The sequence below is a fragment of the Arthrobacter sp. 2RAF22 genome (assembly GCF_052115325.1).
Taxonomy (GTDB): Bacteria; Actinomycetota; Actinomycetes; order Actinomycetales; family Micrococcaceae; genus Arthrobacter.
On record NZ_JBFRGL010000001.1, the window covers coordinates 145,319 to 166,929 of the forward strand.

Consider the following 21,611-nt stretch of genomic DNA (forward strand, 5'->3'; position numbering starts at 1 on the left):
AACAAGTGCCCGGTGATCCAGCCGCCCGGCCGGGCACAGTGCAAGGACCGCAACGTTTGGTGAAGAGGTAACCGTGGAAGACAGGAAGCTGCGCATCGCAGCTGTTGGTGATGAACTACTCGCCGGGCTCGGTGACCCCAGGGCCTTGGGCTGGCTCGGAAGGGTTCTTGCGCGGACTCCCCAGGACTCCGTTCCCGTGGAGAGCTACTCGCTTCCCTGCCCCATGGAGGGCACGGAGGGCCTTGCGGCGCGCTGGCTCGACGAAGCCGGGAGACGCTTCAGCAACGTCCACGAAAACCGCCTCGTGATCGGTTTGTCCGGCCGCGACATCGAATTCGGTGTCTCCACGGCACGCAGCCGCCTCAATCTTGCCAATATCCTCGACGGGGCGTCCCAAAGCAACATCGAAGTATTCGTCGTCGGTCCACCACCCACGCTGGACCCGGCCAAGAACCGCCGGATCGCGGAACTCAATGCCGCATTTGCGGACGTCACCACCCGCCGCAACCACCACTACGTCGACACGTTCTCGCCGTTGCTCAACCACGAACAGTGGCGCACCGACCTCGCTGCGAATGGCGGCACCCCGGGCCAAGCGGGCTACGGGCTCATGGCCTGGCTCGTGTTGCACCGCGGCTGGTTCCAGTGGTTGAGGATCGCCCAGCCGGAATAGCCAGGGCCCGAGGCACCCCTCTCGCTTTCGGGACCCATTGCCAAGCGCGATATCGCGATATATCGTGAATTCATCAACGCGATATATCGCGACAATGGTAGCGCAGCAATGGAGGGGCCATGTCAGAAGAGAACTGGACCGTTACCGGTCCGCAGACCATCGACGTCGACGGCGTCCGCTCACTCAAGCTGGGGATCGTCAAGGGTCGCTTCGACGTCGTCACGCACGACGAGGCGACCACCAGGATCGAAGTCTCGGAGATCGACGGCGATCCGCTGAGCGTCAGCCTCATTGACGGCCGGCTCGAGGTCCGCCACCAGTTGCACGGCCCCCAGGGCTGGTTCCGCAACCTGATGGGGACCGTCAACAACACCAGCACCAACACGATCGTCATTAGCATCGCACTGCCAGCCGGCGTCGACGTCGAAGCAGGAACCGTGGGCGGCGACGGCATGGTGTCGGGAGTCACCGGCCATATCCGCCTCAACACGGTGTCCGGGTCAGTCCTCGCGGACGGCACGCGGGGCGAGCTTCACGTCAACACCGTGAGCGGCGAAGTCATCGCCCGAAACCACGACGGCGTCATGACCGCCAAGAGCGTCTCGGGCGAAGTCACGGCTTCGGGCCGTTTCAAGAACATCCGGGCCAATACTGTCAGCGGCGACCTCAGCTTCGACCTTCACGGCTACACCCAGGATTTCGGAGCCAACTCCATTTCAGGGGACCTCACTGTCCGCCTTCCGCATGACGTGGGCGTGGACATCGTGGCCAAGACGGCAAGTGGCACCGTGATGATCGATGACCAGCTCTATGCCCAGTCAGGTGGAAGGGTCCAGACCATCGTTGGCCCTGACGAGCGGCTCATGGTGGCACGCACCAATTCCGTGTCCGGAAAGACCTCCATCATCCATGGCAGTGCGCCAGCCCCCGGAACAACGCACTCAGCACCCGGAGAGGAGGAAGCCTGATGCCGCCCGTCTTTGCCCACGGAGCCCTCCGGCTTTACCTGCTGGCGCTCCTGGAATCAGGCCCCAAGCACGGCTACGAGCTCATCAAGGCCCTCGGCGAACGCTTCGGCGGGACCTACTCGCCCAGTGCCGGAACCATCTATCCGCGCCTTGGCAAACTCGAGGAAGAAGGACTCGTAGCCACCAGCAGCGACGGGCGCCGGACCAACTACTCCATCACCGCGGCCGGACTGGCCGAACTCAACAGCCGACGGCAGGAACTGGCCGACGTCGAGGACAACATCTCCGCCTCCGTGCGGCGCTTGGCCGACAATCTCCGAGACGACATCCGCAGCAACATGCGCGGCTTGCGTGCAGACCTGGCGGCGACTGCCGAAGCCGCGCGAGCCAATGCGAAGTCCGCGGACTTCCAGTCGTGGGCCGGAAGCTACTCTCCGGAGGGACACCGCATCCTGAAGGAAGCCGAAATGATGGTCCAGTCCTTCCGTGATGACATCCGGGTGGAGCTGCGACAGCACGCCGGCTCCAAGGCCCTGACTCCGGTCGCCCTTGAGACCGTGCGCACTGTCCTGGACCAGGCCAGGATCTCCATCCGGAATTCCCTGCGCGGCTGAGTCCCCCGATTCCCTCCGCGGTTGGCCGGCACGGTTCGCGGGGCGGCCCCGTGATGTGGGAGACTGGAGGGCAGCTTTATTGAGTATCAAGAATCTAAGGAGGCCAGCTATGAGCAAGCGTGCACGTAAGCGTCGTGACCGTAAGCGCGGCGGCGCAAACCACGGCAAGCGTCCCAACACCTAAGCCAGCGGCTTAGCGTAAGACTTAATGCGGAGGGCCCCGGAAACCATCAGGTTTCCGGGGCCCTTGCCGTTTGAGGCTGTTAGACGTCCACGGACTTCATAGCGTGGATCCTGTCCAGGATCGAGTTCTTGAGATTCTCAGGAGCCGCTTCCGTACAGGAGCGCTTGACCACGGTGCGAATGACGCACTCAAGGTCGTATTGCTCGGTGCACTCCGGGCAATCTTCCAGATGCACCTTGATCTCTGCGATGTCCTCGCGGGTCAACGCACCATCGAGGTACTCGTAGATACGCTGCATCCGAGCATCGTCGCAGTCGCCCAATCCTTGGCAGCTCATTTCCTTTTCTCCTGTTTTTTGCTTGTGGCCGCGCCCACGGCCAAGGCCTTTTCTTCCGCGCCGGCGCTGATTCCCCGTTCTGCGGCGTAGTCCGCCAGCAGATCGCGCAACATTTTCCTGCCGCGATGAAGCCGGGACATGACCGTGCCGATCGGGGTATTCATGATGTCTGATATTTCCTTGTAGGCGAAGCCTTCGACGTCAGCGAAGTACACCGCGAGCCGGAATTCCTCCGGAATGGACTGCAGGGCGCTCTTCACGTCCGAGTCCGGCAAATGGTCCAGTGCCTCCGCCTCCGCAGAACGCAGCCCCGCCGACGTATGGGACTCCGCCCGCGCCAGCTGCCAGTCTTCGATGGTGTCCGAATTCGACTGCAACGGTTCTCGCTGCCGCTTCCGGTAGAGGTTGATGTACGTATTGGTCAGGATGCGGTACAGCCACGCCTTGAGGTTGGTACCCGGCTTGTACTGGTGGAAGGCGGAGAAGGCCTTGGTGTAGGCCTCCTGGACCAGGTCCTCGGCGTCGGACGGATTCCTGGCCATGCGCATGGCGGCCGAATAAAGCTGGTCGACATACTGCATCGCGTCGCGTTCGAAGCGCGCCCTCCGTTGTTCGGGGGTCTCCGTTGCGAAGTCCACCGCAATCTCGACGTCGGACTCAACCGTCGCGTCGCCGTCGGACGTTGCGTCCGTGACTTCGGTCGCTGCCTTGTACATGGCCGCTGCGGCCGGATCCATGGTGCTCATTGCATCCAAGTCTACTGTCACCCTCCGGGAGTCCCCTGGCAGCTCCCGCCCAAGCGCCAAGTGTCCCTCGCGGTCCTTAACCAAGGCCAAAAAACCATCTCCACTCAAACGACATGACAAAGCGCGGCACCACACACACGCCACAATCCAAGGTCCAGCCCATACCGCACCTTCTTCTGACAACGGCAAGCTCCGGGCAAATATTCCGCAAAGATGCAAGACTAGATCCGACTGCACCCCGTGAACACCGCACCACTTGAACGCAGCACCACCTGAACACCGTGGCACGCCATCCAGGAGGCAAAACATGTCCCTCGTCCGTTTTCTCGCCAGGCCAATGTTGGCTTCCAGTTTTGTCGTCGCAGGGCTGGACAAGCTCAAGAACGCGGATGACACTGCCAAGCAGCTCTCTCCGCTGCTCCGCCGCGCTTCCGAGTCACTGCCTTTCCCGGCGGACGAGAAGACGCTGGCGAGGGTCATCGGCGGTGCGCAAGTGGGCGCCGGCGCCTTGCTGGCACTCGGCAAATGCTCCCGGTTCTCGGCAAGCGTGCTTGCCGGCATCTCGGTCCTGAACACTTTTGTCGAGTGGCGTTCTGCCGACATCAGCACCAAGGAAGGCCGGCTCGCCCGCCGCGCCCAGTTGCTCAAGAACATTTCGCTGACGGGTGGCGTTTTCCTCGCCGCCGTCGACACCGCGGGCAAACCAAGCCTCGCATGGCGTGCCGAACACCTCGCCATGGACGCCAAGAAGGCCACGGGCAAGCAGTTCAAGAAGACAGACCGTGCCGTCCGCAAGGCCGTAGACAACGCAGTTGGAGCATAAGGAAGCATGCCAGGATCCCCCGCCACGCAGACCGACGATTCAGGAAGCGCCACGCCGCCCGCACTCCCCCTGTGGCCGGCACCCTTCGCCAGCCACCCTGTGGATGCCACGGTCACGGTTCCCGGCTCGAAGTCGCTGACCAACCGTTATCTGGTCCTGGCGGCCTTGGCCAACGGCCCAAGCAGGCTGCGGGCACCCTTGCATTCGCGGGATTCCGCCTTGATGGTCGAGGCCTTGCGCCAGCTTGGCGCCACCATCACCGAAGTTCCCGGCGATGGACACTACGGCCCGGACCTTGAAGTCACCCCCATCGATCCCGCGGCCACGGCGTCGGAGACCGCCATCGACTGTGGCCTGGCCGGCACGGTCATGCGCTTTGTGCCGCCGCTCGCGGCCCTCCGCAACGGCGCTTCGGTGTTCGACGGCGACCCCCACGCGCGGCTTCGTCCCATGGGCACCATCATCGAAGCCCTCCGGACACTCGGAGTGGAAGTCAGCGGCCTCGACGGGCATACAGCGAACTCCCTCCCGTTCAAGGTTTCCGGCACAGGCTCTGTCCGCGGCGGCCACTTGGTGATCGACGCAAGCGCTTCGTCGCAGTTCGTCTCCGCCCTGTTGCTGGTCGGCGCCCGGTTCGATGAGGGCCTTCACCTCGAGCATGTCGGCAAGCCCGTGCCGAGCCTCGACCACATCAACATGACCGTCTCGGTCCTGCGCGGCGTCGGAGTGCAGGTGGATGACTCCGTGCCGAACCATTGGCGGGTCGCCCCCGGCACCATTCAGGCGTTCGACGAGAGGATCGAGCAGGACCTTTCCAACGCGGGTCCCTTCCTCGCCGCGGCGTTGGCCACGAAGGGAACCATCCGCATCCCCAACTGGCCGGCCAACACCACGCAAGTCGGGGACCTTTGGCGGGACATCCTCGCCACCATGGGTGCAACCGTCACGCTGGACAACGGCACACTGACGGTCACCGGCGGACCGGAAATCCTGGGAGCGGACTTCGACGAAACCAGCGAACTCGCTCCTACCGTAGCGGCATTATGCGCCCTGGCAACCGGTCCTTCCAGGCTCACCGGCATCGCGCATTTGCGGGGACACGAAACGGACAGGCTGGCCGCGCTGGTCGCCGAGATCAACCGGCTCGGCGGCGACGCCGAGGAAACCAGCGACGGCCTGGTGATCCGGCCCGCAGCGCTGCACGCCGGCGTCGTGCACAGCTACGCCGACCACCGCATGGCTACTGCGGGCGCCATCCTGGGGCTCGCCGTCGAGGGTGTCCAGGTTGAAGACATCGCAACGACGTCAAAGACCATGCCGGAATTCCCGCACATCTGGGCGTCGATGCTCACTGCCGGCGCAGCTGCCGCGGACACCGTTTCAATGGAGACAAGCAACTGACGATGGCTCGCGACGCACGCTCCTGGGATGAGTCCGATGTCCGGATCCGCCCCAACAAGAAGGGCACACGACCCCGTACGAAGGACCGCCCCAGCCACGACGACGCCGTGATCGGGCGTATCATCACAGTCGACCGCGGGCGCTACACCGCGATCGTGGGCGAAAGCTCGGACAACGAGCGCATCGTCATCGCGGCCCGCGCCCGGGAGCTCCGTCGCTCCCCTGTGGTTCCCGGAGACTTCGTAGCGCTCGTCGGCGATGTGTCCGGAGCACCGGACACCCTCGCCCGCCTCGTGCGCGTCGAGGAGCGAAAGACCCTCCTGCGGCGAAGTGCCGATGACACGGATCCGATCGAGCGGGCCGTCGTCGCCAACGCCGACCAGCTCGTGGTGGTGGTTGCGGCAGCCAATCCGGAACCACGCACCGGATTCATCGACCGCGCCTTGGTGGCAGCGTACGACGCCGGAATCGAGCCGCTGCTGCTCGTCACCAAGGCAGATGTCAAGGATCCGACGGAACTACTCGCCAACTATGTGAGCCTCGGTTTCCCCATCATCATCAGCCGGACGGCCGACGCAGGCGCCTCCGGAATCGACGCCCGCTCCGACGACGGCCTGTCCGCCCGCCTCGACAGTGACGCCGTCGGCCAGTTGCGGGACTACCTCGACGGCAAGGTCACCGTCCTCCTGGGCCATTCAGGCGTCGGGAAGTCCACTATGGTGAACGCCCTCACCGGGGCCGAGCGCGCCACAGGCGGGGTCAACGCCGTGACGGGGCGCGGACGCCACACCTCGTCCTCTGCCCTCGCACTGAAGCTCAGCGACGCCCCTGGCGGAAGCTGGATCATCGATACGCCCGGCATCCGTTCTTTCGGCCTCGCCCACGTGAACCCGGACCGCATCCTGCACGCCTTCCCGGACCTGGAGCCGGGGACGGAAAGGTGCGAGCGTGGTTGCAAGCACGATGCCTCCGCCGTTCGATGCGGGCTGGATTCCTGGGTCGCCGAAGGCCACGCGGGCGAGGCCGGCCCCGCCCGCCTTGCATCGCTCCGCAGGCTCCTTGGTGCGGACCCGCGCATGGAAGCCCAAGAGGCCAAGGAACTGGGTACGGTCAACTAACTCAGCGCATGCCGTCCTACCTCCCCGGCTCACCGGCGAATAGACGGTAGTTTGGAACCATGACCCAACCCGATTCGAGCTACAACGACGACCTACGGCTGGCCCATGTGCTGGCCGATTCCGTCGATTCCCTGACAATGGAGCGGTTCAAGGCGCTGGACCTCCAGGTGGAGACCAAACCCGACCTGAGCCCAGTCACCGATGCCGACAAAGCCGCCGAGGAAGCAATCCGTGGGCAGCTCTCCCGCTCCCGGCCCCGCGACGCCGTCCTCGGCGAAGAATTCGGCAGCACGGGCCACGGCTCCAGGCGTTGGATCATCGATCCCATCGATGGGACCAAGAACTTCGTGCGCGGCGTACCCGTCTGGGCTACGCTCATCGCCCTCGTGGACGAGGGCGAAGTAGTAGTGGGGCTCGTGAGCGCTCCGGCGCTCGGCAAGCGTTGGTGGGCGGCCAAGGGCTCCGGCGCCTACATGGGCCGGTCGCTGGCCGCCGCCACCCGGTTGAAAGTTTCCAACGTGTCCCGGCTCGAAGACGCCTCGCTTTCCTACTCCGAGCTTTCCGAGTGGAAGCAGCACGGGAAGCTGGACAACTTCCTGGGCCTCGAGAACGATGTCTGGCGCAGCCGTGCGTACGGCGATTTCTGGTCCTACTGTCTCGTTGCCGAGGGCGCCGTGGACATCGCCGCCGAACCGGAACTCCAGGTCTACGACATGGCCGCCTTGGTGCCGATCGTCACCGAGGCCGGCGGACGCTTCACATCCCTGGATGGCGCGGACGGCCCCTTCGGCGGAAACGCCGTCGCCACTAACTCGATCCTCCATTCCGAGGTCCTCAAGAGGCTCAACCCCGAACTCGACGACCTTCTGTAGCCCCTCCTGTTCACTGAATAAACGACGGCGGACGCCCCCTTTTAGGGGCGTCCGCTGCTTTTTCTTCGGCTGAAGGCACATTTTTCGGGCGGTGTAACAATCCGCTTAACAATCGCGGTCACATTGGAACCCGCCTCGCCGGTGTCCTACTCTCTTTACAGGTCACGAGTGCCAGCGCGAAACCCCGGTTTGCTGGCCGGCAACCCTCCATCGCGGCGGGGTGCCCCGGGTGACGACCCGGCCGGTCCGGAACGGATGCGGCAAGCGCGGACCCCCTGCACGCAGGGGTCCCTCTTGAGTGAGGTCCCATGAGCACAGCCACAATTACTTCTACGGCTCTTTCGCAGCACCACGAAACCGCACAGCAGCTGCCTCGGGCATCCCGCCCGCTGGCCGCGGTCACCGGCGCGGAGTTGCAGGCACCCCTGATCCAGGGCGGCCACATCCGCTACGCCAACCTTGACTACGGCGCATCCGCACCTGCCCTGACGGTTGTTTCCGCGTACCTCAACGAGATCCTGCCGTACTACGCGAGTGTGCACCGCGGCGCAGGCTACGCCTCCCAAATCAGCACCTCCGTCTACGAAAACGCCCGCAACATCGTCCGTGACTTTGTTGGCGGACGGCCGGACGATTCCGTCATTTTCACGCGCAACACCACCGATTCCCTCAATCTCCTGGCCGGCTGCCTGCCGGTCACAGACGGCAAGCACACCGACGAAGTCCTTTACCTGGACATCGAGCACCACGCAAACCTGCTGCCGTGGCAAGGCGTCCCCCACCGAAGCATTGTTGCCGCGGAAACCTTGTCGGAGACCGTAGCCAATGTCCGCACAGCCCTCTCCCATGGTGGCGTCAGCCTCCTGGCTGTCACCGGCGCGTCGAATGTGACCGGCGAAATCCTGCCCATCAAGGAACTAGCTGCCTTGGCCCACGAATTCGGGGCGCGGATTGTGGTGGACGCGGCGCAACTTGCCCCGCATCGCCGCATCAACATCGCCGCCGCGGATGTCGACTACTTGGTTTTCTCGGGGCACAAGCTTTATGCCCCGTTCGGCGCGGGGGTCCTGGTGGGCCGTCCCGACTGGCTCGACGCCGGCACGCCGCACCTGGCAGGAGGCGGCGCCGTCCGGGAGGCACGCCTCGATTCCGTCAGCTGGGCCACGGGACCGGCCAGGCACGAAGGCGGCTCGCCGAACGTTCTCGGTGCGGCCACCCTCGCCCGGGCCACACAAGTCATCGCCAGCCTCGACCACGACGAATGGCACGCCCACGAGGCCGCCATCCGCTCGCACCTGGTCGAAGGCCTCAAGGAAATCGACGGCGTGACCGTGCACCAGATCTTCAGCGACACCGATCCCGAGGACACCATCGGCGTCGTGAACTTCTCGCTCCAGGGCTACGACGCCGGACTTGTGGCGGCCTATCTTGCGGCCGAGCACGGCATTGGCCTGCGCGACGGGCGCTTTTGCGCCCACCCGCTGCTCAAGCGCCTCGGTCTTCCCTCCGGATCCCTCCGGGCCAGTTTCGGCGTAGGATCGCGTTTGGAAGACGCCACTCGGCTCATCGCGGGCATCCAGGCGCTCAAGAGCAATGGCCTCGGTTGGGACTACGTGGTGGACGCCGGCCGTTGGGTGCCCGCGAACGATCACCGCAGCTACCCGGAATGGGCTCCCAACACTCCCGGGACCGCGGGCGCAGCTCCGTGCAGCACCGACTGATTGCGGTAGATTCGTAGGGTATTTTTTCCTGTCCTACGAAGGAGTTTCCGCGTGGCCCCGCGACCCAAAGGCACGTCAGCCGGCCCCAAGCTCTATGAGGAACGGCGCCTTGAACTCGGTCAGAGTTTCCAGGACGGCGGAGAGCACTATGACCGTGTCCGGCCCGGATACCCCGCGGATTCAGCTGACTGGCTGCTGCCGGAAGGCGCGCGGGACGCGGCAGACATCGGCGCGGGCACCGGAAAGTTCACAGCGCTCCTCGTCGAGCGCGGGCTGGCGGTGTCCGCAGTGGACCCCTCCACGGACATGCTCACGCAACTGCGCAAAACGTATCCACAAGTGATCGCCCTGGAGGGCACGGCCGAGGCAACTGGACTCGCGGACTCAGCATTCGACGTCGTCAGCGTTGCCCAGGCATGGCACTGGTGCGATCCCCTCGCCGCCAGCACCGAGATCGCCCGGATCCTTCGGCCCCAGGGTGTGATCGGCTTGATCTGGAACCAGCTGGACACGTCGGTGCTCTGGGTCCATCGTTTGTCTCGCATCATGCATGCCGGCGATGTCCACAAACCGGACTTCCGGCCTGTGGTGGGCCGGGAGTTCACGGGCCTCGAAAGCCATGTGACGCGTTGGGAGGATCCCGTGACTCCGGCGGATATCCTCGAACTCGTGAAGTCGCGCAGTTACTACCTGAGGGCGAATGAGACCACCCGGGCCAAGGTGACGGGCAATCTCGAGTGGTACCTTTTCGAGCATCTGGGCCATGCCGAGGGCGAGGTCATCCCCTTGCCCTATCTCACGCAGAGCTGGCGGGCGCGCAAAGCCTGATGCGGCCTGTTCACGATAGGCTTGGAACCGTGAAGACCAGTGCGCCCTCCTCCTCGATCGAGGACTACGTCAAGGTCATCTACTCCTTCACGGAGTGGCAGGACAAACCCATCACGTCCTCACAGCTCGCGCAACGGCTCGGCGTCGCCAATTCCTCCGTCTCGGAGATGGTCCGCAAGCTCAAGGACCAAGGGCTGGTGGACCACCAGCCCTACAGCGCCATTTCCTTGACCCCCCAGGGAATGCAGCTTGCCCTGGGCATGGTCCGCCGCCACCGCCTGATCGAGACCTACCTCGTGAGGGAGTTGGGCTACAGCTGGGACGAAGTCCATGACGAGGCCGAGATGCTCGAACACGCCGTTTCGGACACCTTCATCGATCGCATGGCCACCAAGCTGGGCAACCCCGGACGCGATCCCCATGGGGACCCCATCCCTGCCGCGGACGGTTCGGTGAGCCTGCCGCATGCGCACCGCATGATCGAGCTCGACGACGGCCATTCCGGCAAGATCACGCGGATCAGCGACGAAAACCCGGAGTTGCTGCGGTACTTGTCCGCAGAGGAAATCGACCTCGACGCCACCATCCAGGTGATTGGCCGCAAGCCGTTCGGTGGTGCCCTGGTGGTCCGGATCGGAAAGGGTCCGGGCAGCCGCGACTATGATCTCGCGGATGAGGTCGCCTCGGCGCTCTGGGTGGCCACCGACGTCGAACACGACGGCTGCGTCCTCGCTGAACACTAACGAAGCCGTGTTGTGGAAGGCGCTGTTCAGGCGCGCTGGGCAGCCGTCCCGCCGTCGTCGGGCGCTTGACCTTCGGGAGAGTCCACTACAGCAGCGCCCAGCACCGGGTTCCGGATCCCGACGGCGGATGCCACCGCCCCGAGGAAGAACAGCACGGCCGTGACCACGACGGCGTTCATGAGGCCTTGGCGGCTGAAGACCGGGCCGATGATGAGCCCGGCAAACGCGATGCAGATCAGGCCTGCGATACGGGCAACAGCGTTGTTCACTGCGGAACCGATCCCTGCCTCTTCCGTGGGTACCGCGCCGAGGATGGCCGCGGTGAGGGGCGCCACCAAGGTGCTCAGGCCGATCCCGAAGACGATCTGCCCGGGCAGCACTTGCGTCCAGTAGTTCAAGGGCTCCTGGACGGCCAAGGTCATGAGGAAACCGATTCCGCAAATGAATGGTCCGGCCGTCATGAACCACCGCGGACCGTATTTGCCGGCCAGCCCGCCGAAGAATGAGGCCGTGAGCATCAGGAGGACCGTCGCGGGGAGCAACGCGATGCCCGCCGTGGTGGCCTTCATCCCTCCCACCTGCTGCAAGTAGATGCCCACTGCGAAGAAGCCCAATGACAGGGCGCCGTAAATGGCGAGCGTGGCAATGTTTCCCCAGCCGAAATTTCGGATGCCGAAGAGCCTCAGGGGCAGCATCGGTTCAGGGGTCCTGGCCTCGTGGACCAGGAAGAGGACCAGGCCGACGGCTCCGAGGGCGAGCGGCATCCAGACCACCATGTTGCCCCAGCCCATGCGCCCTTGTTCGATGAAGGCGTAGACAGGGCCACCGAGTCCCACCATGGCAAGGAACGCGCCGAGGTAGTCGATCTTCTTGCTCGTGTCCGTGGCGGCATCGGACTTCCGCAGCCCGGCGAGGATCGGCCAGACGGCGACGGCCGGAATCACATTGATGAAGAAGATGACGCGCCAGGACAGCAGATCGACCGATGCGCCGCCGATCAGCGGCGCGACGATGGCGGCCGCGCTGGTCCAACCGGACCATTGGCCGATTGCCTTGGACTGCGCGGGACCGGAAAAGAACGTGACGATCATGGCAAGCGAACTCGGGACAAGCAGGGCACCGGCGATCCCCTGGAGGGCGCGCGATACCACCAGCACCTCGCCGTTCCAGGCGAGGCCGCAGGTGACGGAGGTGAGGGTGAAGCCGGCGAGTCCCCATTCCAGGATGCGTGCACGGCCGAAGTGGTCGGACAGGGATCCCGCGACCAGGATCAGCGCGCCCAAGGTCAACAAGTAGGCATCCACCACCCATTGCTGGATGACAAGCCCACCACCCAGCTCGCGGCCAATCGCCGGGAGCGCGAGGTTCACCACGAAGCCATCCAAAATGGCGATGAAGGAAGCCACAATAGCCACAACAAGGACCCGCTTTTGAAGCGGGGTGCTTGGCTGCAGGGCCGCTGCGTCGGTCATGAGCACAGCCTACGCCTGCTTGTCAGCTCCCGTCCGGATTCCTGCCCGATCCTGCCGCGGCGAAAGTCCCGTATCGTTGAATGGTGATTAGCAGACGTGACGCCGCACTGGCCCTTGATATTTCGATGGAAATGGCCCAACGCCACGGCATCCCCTCCAGGCTTTCACAAGCCGAGCTGAACGAACTGCAAGACAATCCGCCCCAGTGGCTCGTCCAATCCCGCGCCAACCGCACCGGCAAGCGCCCTGTCTGGGTCCACTTGAGCTGCGTCGTGTGCGGCTACACAGAGGCCGCGCGTCCCAAGAAATGGTGGCCGGAGTTCACCTACGTCTTCTGTGGCCACCACCGGAACAGCGAGGTTCCCGGAATCCTGCCCGGCGAAGTCCGCAGCGAGTACGAAGGAATCGGCTCCCGGTTCGTGGGCGTCGTGGACGTCCCGGCTCCGAAGGCTGGCCACTAGGCCGTCCGGCTGTCGGTTGATTTCGGGTGAAACAGGCGTAGCTTACAAGGAGAGGGCCTTTCAGGACCCTCTTTGCAGGATCTGCAGGGAAGATCCGTAGTTAGGGAGCATGACATGCCTGACAAAGCGCCTCACCAGCACGAGACGAAGAAGAGCATCAAGTCCATCAAGGAGAAACGGGCAGTGAAGCGTGCCAAGCACGAATCCGACGCCGCAGTGGATCCGGTGGCCCATTTGAGGATGCGGAAGAAGTAGCAAAAAAGCCGGAGCCAGCTTGGCTCCGGCTTTTTCGCGGACTGGCTCCATCAGGTCCGCGGCTCCTCATGAATCCGCGTCAGTCATTTCACTGGGAACTGCCACAATTGCGTGGATTTTTCCGTCCCGGAGGACCGTCAGGAAGAACGGCTCCCCGATGGCCTGCGAAAACAAGAGTTTTTGAAGGCTCTCGGCACTGGATACGGCCCGCGACTGAGCACTGAGCACAAGGTCGCCCGCGAGCAGTCCTGCCCGCTCCGCGGGAGATTCGGCGATGACTTCCACCACCCGCAGCGCTTCCTTCTGGCCTGTCCGGATCACCGCACTCGCGTCCAACGGAATAGGGGTGCTCACCAAGCCAAGGTATGCCCGGCGGACCCGGCCGTCCTTCAACAGGGCGGCGATGATCCGCTGGGTGGTGGTGTTGATGGGCACTGCGAGTCCGAGGCCCAAACCGGCCACGGCGGTGTTGATTCCCACAATCCGCCCTTTGGCGTCGGCCAGGGCTCCCCCGGAATTGCCTGGATTCAACGCAGCGTCGGTCTGGATGACGTCCTCGATGACCCTGCTGTGCCGTCCGGACCTGACCGGGATGGAGCGCCCGAGCCCGCTGACGACGCCTGCGGTCACTGATCCTGCCAGCCCCAGCGGGTTGCCCACGGCAATCACCAATTGGCCTACGTGCAGCGACTCCGCGTTGCCCAGGATGGCCGGCGGCGGCGTGTGGCGCCCGCGGACAATGGCGAGATCAGACAAAGGATCCGCACCGACGAGTTCGACGTCGGTGTGGGTTCCGTCAGCGAAGATTGCCCGCCCGGAGCGGAGACCCGAGACCACGTGGGCGTTGGTCAGCATGTAGCCGTCCCCCGTGAACACGACAGCCGATCCGCTTCCAATCCTGACTTGGCCGTTCCTGCGGGCGCTGCTCATCTCCAAAGCTGCAACATGCGGCGTGACCGTCTCTGCGACGTGCATCACTGTCCGCGAGTAGGCGTCCAAGGCTTCGTCATCTGACGGGGCGTCAGGGATGTCCTCGGGAAAAACTTGTTCCGGCAACGTACTCATCGTGCACCTCCTGTAACCGGTGGTGTCTATATCAACGAATACGCTGCTTCGGTTAGTCCGTTCCGTCCTACGCCGTGGGTGAACTCTGCCACTGCACGCCGACACGGTGAGTGCCGCCGTCGTTACCTTCTTTGAACTGGTTAACAACCACACTCGACGGACCGCAACAGCGGTCGCGTACGAATCCCCGAAAACAAGTAGGGACCACTCAAGACGGCAACCGCCCGCAGTCCTATGGTGTCGGTCAGCGTCCATGCGACAACAGATGGGCGGATTGCAACGACTGGGCTCAGACCGGCGAGGGGTCGCAGCCAATAAGGCAAGGGGGCTTGCTGAATGGACTACCCACAGTTCAAAAACCGGGGTCGGTGCATCGCCTACGCAAACCATCAGGAGAAAGACTGACTCCTCAGCGGGCCCGCCTTCCGGCCTAGGCAGGCAGGGCAACGGCCTTTCGTAGTACAAGCGGGACGCAGCCGACGGGCTGAGATTGGGGCGAACGTGGACGGGCAACAATGGATTTGGGTCGTGATGGTCCTCATCGGAGCCGCAGTGGTAGCCGTTGTGATGGTCTTTGGACACCGGCGACTGAGGCTGGTTGATCGCAAGAGCACTGCCAAACATCGCAACGGGGAACCTGGAAGTTCAACGGACAACGTCGAGAACTCGGATGACGAGCCCGCGGCCCGAAGTCCGAACCATTAAGATCACCCGGGAATGGAACGTCGAATCTTCGGCGGGATCACGATCCGAGGCAAAGAAGCACAACGTCAAATAAAAACACCCCGGTCCGAAGACCGGGGTGTTTTCAGTGAGACGGTTTGTTCGTGCGCCGTGGTTAGAGGAAGTAACCCGAGACATCCGCAATGAGTTGGGCGGTGCCGCCGGAGCGATTGTACAGATTGACCTTGCCATCCGGTCCAATTGGAATGGTGACGCTGTTGGGGACAATCTGGCCGGTGGCGTAGTTCAGATTCGACGCGTTCGGGAGTGCCGCCCCGGAGGGATAGGCCGTGACAAAACCGAAGGACGTCGAGTTGGCCACCGTAAGGTTGAAAATCGTCGCAGCGGCAGTAGCTGGGACTCCGCCCACGCCACCCACCTGGAAGGAGATTGTTCCGTCCCCTGCCACCGCCGTGGCGTTCCTTGTATCAAGGAACCTCGTTGGGGCGATCGGCTCGAACGTACCCGGGAGCGTTGCTACGCCCGACAGGTAATATCCCGAGACGTCGACGATCAATTGCGCAGTGCCACTGGACTGGTTGTACAGTATGACCTTGCCGTCCGCTCCGACCGGGACCGTCACCCTGTTCGGGACGATTTGCCCGGTGGCGTAGTTCAGGTTGGATGCATTTGGCCTCAGGGTTCCCGAGGCATAGGCGGCAACAAACCCGAATGACGTCGAGTTCGCGACCGTCAGGTTGAAGGTCACGGCCGACACGTTTGCCGGGACTCCGCTCACTCCCCCAACCTGGACCGAAACGGTGCCGTTCGGAGCCACGGGCGTTGGGGTGTTCCTGGTATCAAGGAACCTGGTTGGCGCGATCGGCTGGAATGCGCCTGCGGCGGCCGCTGTTCCTGCGACGTAGTACCCGGAAACGTCTGCTATCAGTTGTGCCGTGCCGCTGGACCGGTTGTACAGCGTGACCTTGCCGTCGGCCCCGACCGGAACCGTGACGCTATTCGGGATAATTTGTCCCGTGTCATAATTCAGGTTCGATGCGTTAGGTCTCACGGTGCCGGAGGCGTAGGCCGTGACGAACCCGAATGAGGTTGAGTTCGCGACCGTCAGGTTGAACGTCACCGCGGCGATGCTTGCCGGTATTCCGTTCACTCCAGCGACCTGGAATGAGACGGTCCCGTCGGGAGCCACCGGGCCGCTGCTGGTCCTCGTGTCGAGCAAGCGCATCGGGGTCAACGGCTCGAACGCGCCGGGCGGCAATACTGCTTCCGTCAGGCTGTAGTCATCGGTAACCAGTGTTCCCAGGCTGGTAAGGGTCAGTGCCATGGTCATGGCGGTGGCGCCGGCAGGCACGGGTGGAGAGGTATAGGTGACCTGGGTGTAGGCCGCGGAGGCAGGATAGAGCGGACTCGACGTCCAATACTGCCAGTTGCCCTGACCCAGCCTGTAGTAGAGCTCGAATTGGGTATTCGCCGTCGAGTTGTACCAGGCCGACATCGTGTATCTCTTGCCCGGCGTCACGGTCGGGGTGCATTGGCCCGTATCAAGCGGTGGCAATATTTTGGCATCACCGTCCAGGTAGGTGGTCATGACCAGTTGTTCGGCGGCAGTCCCGGTGTGGGCCCCGGTTACCGTGCTGTAGGTGTAGGTGTTGTTGCCGTAGCCTCCCGGAACCCAGCACGAAGGCGCCCCTCCGGCGACGGGGCCGGCGGTCTCAAAACCGGGATTGCGGAGAAGATTTCCGGAGGTGATGGGCGCCGGCGGCGGCGGCCCGGCCGGGTTGGTCTTGACAGTGCCGCCGATCACTTGGTCGACGGTCTTGACAATGATCCGGCCTGCGGCTTGCTCGGCCACCAGGAAGTCAATGAGGGCATTGAAGTTTGCGGTGCTCACGTTGAGCGGATTGTTCGCGATGTTGATGTGGTGGAAGGTGTATTGCATCCAGCCGCCGCCGGGCTCGGCTTTGAGGGTCAGGTCCTTCAGGTTCTGAAGTGTCCACGTGCTGTCGATCTGGTCCGGTGCCTTCGTCAGATATGGGTCGGCTGGCGGCATGGTTTCGGAGAGCGGCATGCCGGCCGATGCGGGGATCTGGCTTGCAATGTCACCCAATCCACGGGCGCTGTTGTAGCCGCAACTTTGGACAATCGTCTCTATGGCCGGGGTGGACGAGGCATAGGGGTACGCAAAGTTCGTTACGCGCAACCCCATGTTCGTCAGGTTTGTGCGGTCATCGCAAACCTGACGGGTAACCTCACCCGCGTCAGCCTGGGCGAGGTCGGGGTGGGTCACCGTGTGCCCCCCGATCTCGTTACCCGCTGCCTGAAGCGCGAGTGCCTGAGCAGTCGTCATGTGCAGGGAGTCAGAGTTCAGGAAGCCTGACGGAGTGAAGAATGTTCCGTGAAGGCCCTTCGAATTCATGTAGGCAGCGGCTGCCATCTGATCCACGTGGGCGTCATCAAAAGTAAGGGTCACAGTGACGAGGCTTGCCGCCTGGGCTGCCGGCGCCAGCAGGACCGCGTTGAAGAATGTCGCAAGGACAAGCACCACTGTGCCGATGGCCGTGGCTGCGGTGCCACGGGACTTGAGAATTTTCCACCACTCGAGTATTTTCCACGGCTGGCCCCGCTCGGGCACTGAGGCAACCGTCCACCGGTCTGCCCCCACAGAAGTATTTTGGACTGGCGCGTCATTCTGCCTTGATCGTTTCATAGGACCGAACTCGTTTCACAAATGCGGTTCGTCCCCCATGTCCTGCCCGGATATGGCCCGAACGAAACCGGAACGGGCATTCTCACTGCCGGCCACCCACACCCACAAGTGATCGACCCTCCCCAAAATACTGTCGTTCCCACACAGCGACTTGAGTGTCGGCTACCTGTCTTTCGGACACGCCACTCGGTTTCGTCCGGGTCTCCCGCGCAGCGAGTAGCGGAGCTCTGCCCGGTTCGGAAACCGGCAGGGCTGACAGGCTAGTCGCGAACGTGAGCGGCGTGTACAGTCGGTTTTCGCAGCCCCTTCCGGTGTCCCCGACCGGGTCCGAGGAGTAAGGAGTGACTGTGACGCTGCCTGCAGTCGACAAACGCGAACAGCCGGGACGCGAGCACGGAAGTCCGTCACGTGCTTTCACGTCGAAGTCTGCCGCCGGTCTCATCGTCGGGCTCGCCCTCATTGCACTGTTCGCGGCCGTCCGGGTGCTGGCATCATCAACGCCGGAGGTCTTTGCTCTACCCAACGCTGCCCGCGACTTCGCCACACTGTCGATCAGCGTCGTCGTCGAGTCCCTGCCGTTCGTTTTCCTCGGGATCGTCCTCTCGATCGCTGTCCAGGTCTGGCTGCCGGAGGGCATGCTGCTCCGCCGCCTGCCGCGGAGCCCGGTGCTGCGGAGGCTCGTCCTGTCGCTTTTGGGAATGCTGCTGCCTGTTTGCGAATGCGGCAATGTTCCGCTTGCCCGGGGTCTGGTGGTCAACGGCCTGACGGTTGCGGAATCGATGACTTTCCTGTTCGCGGCACCCATCCTGAACCCCGTCACCATCGTCACCACCGCGCAGGCGTTTGGTTGGGACAACGGCATCCTGGCCTCCCGTGTCCTGGGCGGCTTCTTCATCGCCAACCTTGTCGGTTGGATCTACAGCCGGCATCCGCGGCCAGGTGAGCTGCTGACCGCCCGGTTCCAGGAGACATGTTCAATAGCAGACCACCACGCCGGCTCTACCGGAAGGATCAGGCGCAGCGTGCAGATGTTCGCCCAGGAGACACGCGCAATGATGCCTGCACTGTTTGTTGGTGCAGGCATGGCGGGGCTGATCCAAGTTGCCGTTTCCCGCGAAGTGCTGGTCGCCTTGGGTAGCAACCCGGTCTGGTCTGTCTTGGCATTGATGGTGTTGGCTTTCGTCGTTGCGATCTGCTCAAACGTGGATGCCTTCTTTATCCTGTCTTTCGGAGCAACCTTCATGCCGGGGGGCATTGTGGCTTTCCTCGTCTTCGGGCCCATGATCGACGTGAAAATGCTCGCCCTGATGCGCACCACGTTCACCGCGAAAACCCTCCTTCAGCTCAGCCTGCTGGTGGCACTTTGCGCGGCGGTCCTCGGATTGGCGGTCAACTATGGTCATTAGGCGGCTCGTGGGCCAGTGGCAGGGCGTGGTCCTCAGCCTGATCGGCCTCATCGCAACGATCTGGCTGGGCGTGTCAGGGCAGCTTGCCTTGTATATCCATCCGCGGTATTTCGTGTTCACGGTCATCATGGCCGTGATCGCAGGAGTACTTGCCCTCGCGGCCTTCGCCTTCGCTCCCGGCACCCAAGACGGGCACGAGCACACCGATGAGCCCGGTTCGCGATGGGGCTGGCTGTGGCCGGTCGGAAGCGTGCTGACCATCATCGCCGCCGTCGTCGCCTTACTCGTCCTGCCGCCGTCGACCCTTACGACTGCCACCGTGGCACAACGGGACCTCAACGGTTCGGCATCCGCCCTGACACTGAAAGCACCCGCACTGCCCGGCAAGGGAGACTACTCCGCTTTCACGGTGAGGGACTGGGCATCGTTGCTCCGCTCCGGCGCGGGGCAGGACTTTTTTGCCGACAAGACCGCCACCGTGACCGGGTTCATCAGCGCGGACAAGACAGATCCAAACGTCTTCTTCGTGACCCGTTTCGTGGTGACCTGCTGCGCCGTTGACGCCCAGCCGATCGGCGTTCCCGTCTATCACCCCGGCTGGCAGAACGAGTACAAAACCGACAGCTGGGTCACGGTCACCAGCAGCTTTCGCGCCAACCCCAATGCGGCCAGTCGTGAGTCAATTGTTCTGATACCGGACTCCATCAAGCCCACCACCCAGCCGGCACAGCCCTATGTCTACTAAGCGCCGTCCCGTCTCAGCCAAGCGGGCCGCGGCCATTGCTGCCGCAGCAGAGCTACTGGCCGGACGCCGTTTTGCCCGGCGCCTCTACGGCGCCATCGCGATCCTTGCCGTCCTTGCCGGCGGGTTGACCGTAGCAAACCTTTCGAAGCTACCGCACCCCCATTCCACTTCGGCCCTGGCCCGCTCGGCCACTCCGGCCGCCTTCTCGCTGTACACCCTCCAGAGGGACACCGGCAAAGACAACTCAGGCCTGAAGAAGCCGGACACCATCCTCGGCTCAAGCCTCTCCGGAAGCGATCAGGGCACCGTCATTCTCAGTGCCCCCCGCATCCAGGAGTATGCTGCCCTGCCGTCCGCCCTCGCCGTCGTCACCGTCAACGATGACAACACCAGCTCACTTGAGATGGTCCCGCTCACCGGCGGCCCACCGTCGCTCGTTCCTTTGCCAAGCCTCGGGACGGTGGCCAACCTTCACGCGGCAGGATCCAATCACCTCATAGGCTTCACGTTCACCGCTTCTTCTGCCACTGGCCAGTACTGGAAAACGCTCTTTGTCTACGACGTCGACAAACCGTCGTCCGCTCCGTGGGCTGTCCAGGGCATCCACGGTCCGGTCACTGCGACGGACTGGCGCTTTGTTCCCGGCGCCGCCACCTTGGTGGCGCAGGCAGACGACCAATCCATCTTCCTCATCGATCCGCTCGACTCCGGCAAGGTGTCCCCTTTGGGCACGCATGCCGGAATCCTCGGATTCCCCGGGACGAACGAGCTTGCGGTGAGCGACCCGGGGCTGAAGGTGGGCGTCGACCCGCCACGGTATTCGACCATCAATCTCTCCAACGGTGCGCTCACGCCGGCGACCCTCGCGGGAGGCGCCGCCCCGGAGAACAACCAAAGCGCCACGACCACCGTGGGCCAGCCCGTGGTCCTCGACGGTTCGGGGCAGTTTGCGCAGGTGGTGAGAAAGTTCGACGCCGGAAAGGAGACCTCATTGGTCAATCTCACCGACCGGAACGGATCGCGCGTGCTCTACCGGCCTGACGCTGCCTGGTCGCGCATCCTGGACACCTGCGTCTCACCGGCCAGCGACTACCTCGCCGTCGAAACAGCGGCACCCCAATATGCGGGCGACCAATACCCGGTCCGCCCCGAACCGACTCCCATGCGGACAGACCTCGTGGACTTGAAATCGGGCACTGTCGTGAAAAGCGTTCCCGGTTTCCTCCCCAGTTGGTGCGGGTGAACATACCCGGGCAACGGCCGGCCATCGTGGTCTGATGCTCCCGCGGGCAAAGAAAAACACCCCGGTCCGAAGACCGGGGTGTTACCGATGACCCGACTCATCCATGAAGGATGTCTCGACTCATCACAAAAAGTGGAGATGGGGGGAATTGAACCCCCGTCCGATGTCGTGTTGTCAGGGCTTCTCCGGGCGCAGTTCGCGTCGGACTTTCTCGGCCCCAGCTATCCTGCGAACAAGTAGCTGATCCGGGCCCAGTCATCTAAGAGTCCCGCTTGCCTCGATGACGAAGGCAAACAGCAGTGGCTATCTAAATGACGCCAGGATCCGGGGCAATAGCAACCTCGGGCTGACGGACTGTCTTACTGCTTAGGCAGCAAGAGCGAAGTCAGTGCGCTTAGAATTGGCACTTATTGGTTTGCAGACAGCGTTTACGAGATAATTCTGCATCCTCGGCCCGCTTCACCTGTCGCGACTAACATCGTCGAAACCGATCATCCCCGTATTTTGTTATCAATCCCCGCAGGACAACGACCGCCCGAAAACGA

The 21,611-nt window shown here is 63.4% G+C and carries 21 protein-coding genes, 1 other RNA gene and 1 riboswitch; of the genes, 16 read left to right on the plus strand and 6 right to left on the minus strand.

What is annotated here, in order from left to right:
- The first annotated feature begins 73 nt into the window (after positions 1–73).
- The 4 genes from AB4068_RS00675 to AB4068_RS00690 all read left to right on the plus strand — a co-directional run bounded on the left by AB4068_RS00675 (position 74) and on the right by AB4068_RS00690 (position 2,439).
- Positions 74–673 (plus strand): GDSL-type esterase/lipase family protein, encoded by a 600-nt coding sequence (locus tag AB4068_RS00675; protein WP_059387597.1) that lies wholly within the window; start codon positions 74–76, stop codon positions 671–673.
- Positions 674–792: 119 nt separating this feature from the next.
- Positions 793–1,641 carry a DUF4097 family beta strand repeat-containing protein gene (locus AB4068_RS00680; protein WP_332601910.1) on the plus strand — a complete coding sequence of 283 codons (849 nt, stop codon included), beginning with the start codon at positions 793–795 and terminating at the stop codon, positions 1,639–1,641.
- Complete coding sequence (locus tag AB4068_RS00685) at positions 1,641–2,255, plus strand: PadR family transcriptional regulator (RefSeq protein WP_059387595.1); 615 nt, start codon at positions 1,641–1,643, stop codon at positions 2,253–2,255. The genes AB4068_RS00680 and AB4068_RS00685 overlap by 1 nt, the downstream gene beginning before the upstream one ends.
- Positions 2,256–2,364: 109 nt before the next feature.
- Complete coding sequence (locus AB4068_RS00690) at positions 2,365–2,439, plus strand: 50S ribosomal protein bL37 (protein WP_369299106.1); 75 nt, start codon at positions 2,365–2,367, stop codon at positions 2,437–2,439.
- Between the two features lie 79 nt (positions 2,440–2,518).
- On the opposite strand, the gene rsrA is transcribed toward AB4068_RS00690, so the two are convergent.
- Positions 2,519–2,776, minus strand: coding sequence for a mycothiol system anti-sigma-R factor (gene rsrA, locus AB4068_RS00695; RefSeq protein WP_028264789.1), 258 nt, complete (start codon positions 2,774–2,776; stop codon positions 2,519–2,521).
- The gene (locus AB4068_RS00700; protein WP_059387594.1) at positions 2,773–3,612 is read right to left on the minus strand and encodes a sigma-70 family RNA polymerase sigma factor; all 840 of its coding nucleotides are present in this window, start codon (positions 3,610–3,612) and stop codon (positions 2,773–2,775) included. Before AB4068_RS00700 ends, rsrA begins: the two co-directional genes overlap by 4 nt.
- Before the next feature lie 217 nt (positions 3,613–3,829).
- On the opposite strand from AB4068_RS00700, the gene AB4068_RS00705 reads away from it, so the two are divergent.
- From AB4068_RS00705 to AB4068_RS00735, 7 genes are all read left to right on the plus strand, one after another.
- The gene (locus AB4068_RS00705) at positions 3,830–4,345 is read left to right on the plus strand and encodes a DoxX family protein (RefSeq protein ID WP_059387593.1); all 516 of its coding nucleotides are present in this window, start codon (positions 3,830–3,832) and stop codon (positions 4,343–4,345) included.
- A 6-nt stretch (positions 4,346–4,351) separates the two neighbouring features.
- Entirely contained in the window at positions 4,352–5,746 is a 1,395-nt protein-coding gene (gene aroA / locus AB4068_RS00710; protein WP_441432444.1) for a 3-phosphoshikimate 1-carboxyvinyltransferase, read from the plus strand.
- Positions 5,747–5,748: 2 nt separating this feature from the next.
- Entirely contained in the window at positions 5,749–6,864 is a 1,116-nt protein-coding gene (rsgA, locus tag AB4068_RS00715; protein ID WP_284988440.1) for a ribosome small subunit-dependent GTPase A, read from the plus strand.
- Positions 6,865–6,923: 59 nt separating this feature from the next.
- On the plus strand, positions 6,924–7,736 hold the full coding sequence (gene hisN, locus AB4068_RS00720; RefSeq protein ID WP_078108436.1) for a histidinol-phosphatase: 813 nt from the start codon (positions 6,924–6,926) through the stop codon (positions 7,734–7,736).
- 160 nt (positions 7,737–7,896) lie between these two features.
- A riboswitch (SAM riboswitch) is annotated at positions 7,897–8,009 on the plus strand.
- A 35-nt stretch (positions 8,010–8,044) separates the two neighbouring features.
- Positions 8,045–9,457 carry an aminotransferase class V-fold PLP-dependent enzyme gene (locus tag AB4068_RS00725; protein ID WP_284988441.1) on the plus strand — a complete coding sequence of 471 codons (1,413 nt, stop codon included), beginning with the start codon at positions 8,045–8,047 and terminating at the stop codon, positions 9,455–9,457.
- A 51-nt stretch (positions 9,458–9,508) separates the two neighbouring features.
- On the plus strand, positions 9,509–10,285 hold the full coding sequence (locus AB4068_RS00730; protein ID WP_284988442.1) for a class I SAM-dependent methyltransferase: 777 nt from the start codon (positions 9,509–9,511) through the stop codon (positions 10,283–10,285).
- A 29-nt stretch (positions 10,286–10,314) separates the two neighbouring features.
- Positions 10,315–11,028 (plus strand): metal-dependent transcriptional regulator, encoded by a 714-nt coding sequence (locus tag AB4068_RS00735; RefSeq protein WP_441432445.1) that lies wholly within the window; start codon positions 10,315–10,317, stop codon positions 11,026–11,028.
- Positions 11,029–11,054: 26 nt separating this feature from the next.
- Here AB4068_RS00735 and AB4068_RS00740 read toward each other — a convergent pair whose 3' ends face one another.
- Complete coding sequence (locus AB4068_RS00740; RefSeq protein WP_441432446.1) at positions 11,055–12,506, minus strand: MFS transporter; 1,452 nt, start codon at positions 12,504–12,506, stop codon at positions 11,055–11,057.
- 74 nt (positions 12,507–12,580) lie between these two features.
- On the opposite strand from AB4068_RS00740, the gene AB4068_RS00745 reads away from it, so the two are divergent.
- Both AB4068_RS00745 and AB4068_RS00750 read left to right on the plus strand, forming a co-directional pair.
- Positions 12,581–12,961 carry a hypothetical protein gene (locus AB4068_RS00745; protein ID WP_253257134.1) on the plus strand — a complete coding sequence of 127 codons (381 nt, stop codon included), beginning with the start codon at positions 12,581–12,583 and terminating at the stop codon, positions 12,959–12,961.
- A gap of 114 nt (positions 12,962–13,075) precedes the next feature.
- Positions 13,076–13,216, plus strand: a complete 141-nt coding sequence (locus AB4068_RS00750) for a hypothetical protein (RefSeq protein WP_172465476.1) — start codon at positions 13,076–13,078, stop codon at positions 13,214–13,216.
- 66 nt (positions 13,217–13,282) lie between these two features.
- Here AB4068_RS00750 and AB4068_RS00755 read toward each other — a convergent pair whose 3' ends face one another.
- Positions 13,283–14,281 carry a S1C family serine protease gene (locus tag AB4068_RS00755; protein ID WP_332601913.1) on the minus strand — a complete coding sequence of 333 codons (999 nt, stop codon included), beginning with the start codon at positions 14,279–14,281 and terminating at the stop codon, positions 13,283–13,285.
- A gap of 838 nt (positions 14,282–15,119) precedes the next feature.
- Positions 15,120–17,627 (minus strand): polysaccharide deacetylase family protein, encoded by a 2,508-nt coding sequence (locus AB4068_RS00760; protein ID WP_332601914.1) that lies wholly within the window; start codon positions 17,625–17,627, stop codon positions 15,120–15,122.
- A gap of 398 nt (positions 17,628–18,025) precedes the next feature.
- On the opposite strand from AB4068_RS00760, the gene AB4068_RS00765 reads away from it, so the two are divergent.
- Genes AB4068_RS00765 through AB4068_RS00775 form a run of 3 tightly spaced genes read left to right on the plus strand, consistent with a single transcriptional unit; the run spans position 18,026 to position 21,066 of the window.
- Entirely contained in the window at positions 18,026–19,078 is a 1,053-nt protein-coding gene (locus AB4068_RS00765) for a permease (RefSeq protein WP_441432660.1), read from the plus strand.
- Entirely contained in the window at positions 19,068–19,823 is a 756-nt protein-coding gene (locus AB4068_RS00770) for a TIGR03943 family putative permease subunit (protein WP_441432447.1), read from the plus strand. Before AB4068_RS00765 ends, AB4068_RS00770 begins: the two co-directional genes overlap by 11 nt.
- Positions 19,813–21,066, plus strand: coding sequence for a hypothetical protein (locus AB4068_RS00775; protein ID WP_441432448.1), 1,254 nt, complete (start codon positions 19,813–19,815; stop codon positions 21,064–21,066). Before AB4068_RS00770 ends, AB4068_RS00775 begins: the two co-directional genes overlap by 11 nt.
- Positions 21,067–21,196: 130 nt before the next feature.
- Here AB4068_RS00775 and ssrA read toward each other — a convergent pair.
- Positions 21,197–21,565, minus strand: a transfer-messenger RNA (tmRNA) gene (ssrA, locus tag AB4068_RS00780).
- Between the last annotated feature and the right edge of the window lie 46 nt (positions 21,566–21,611).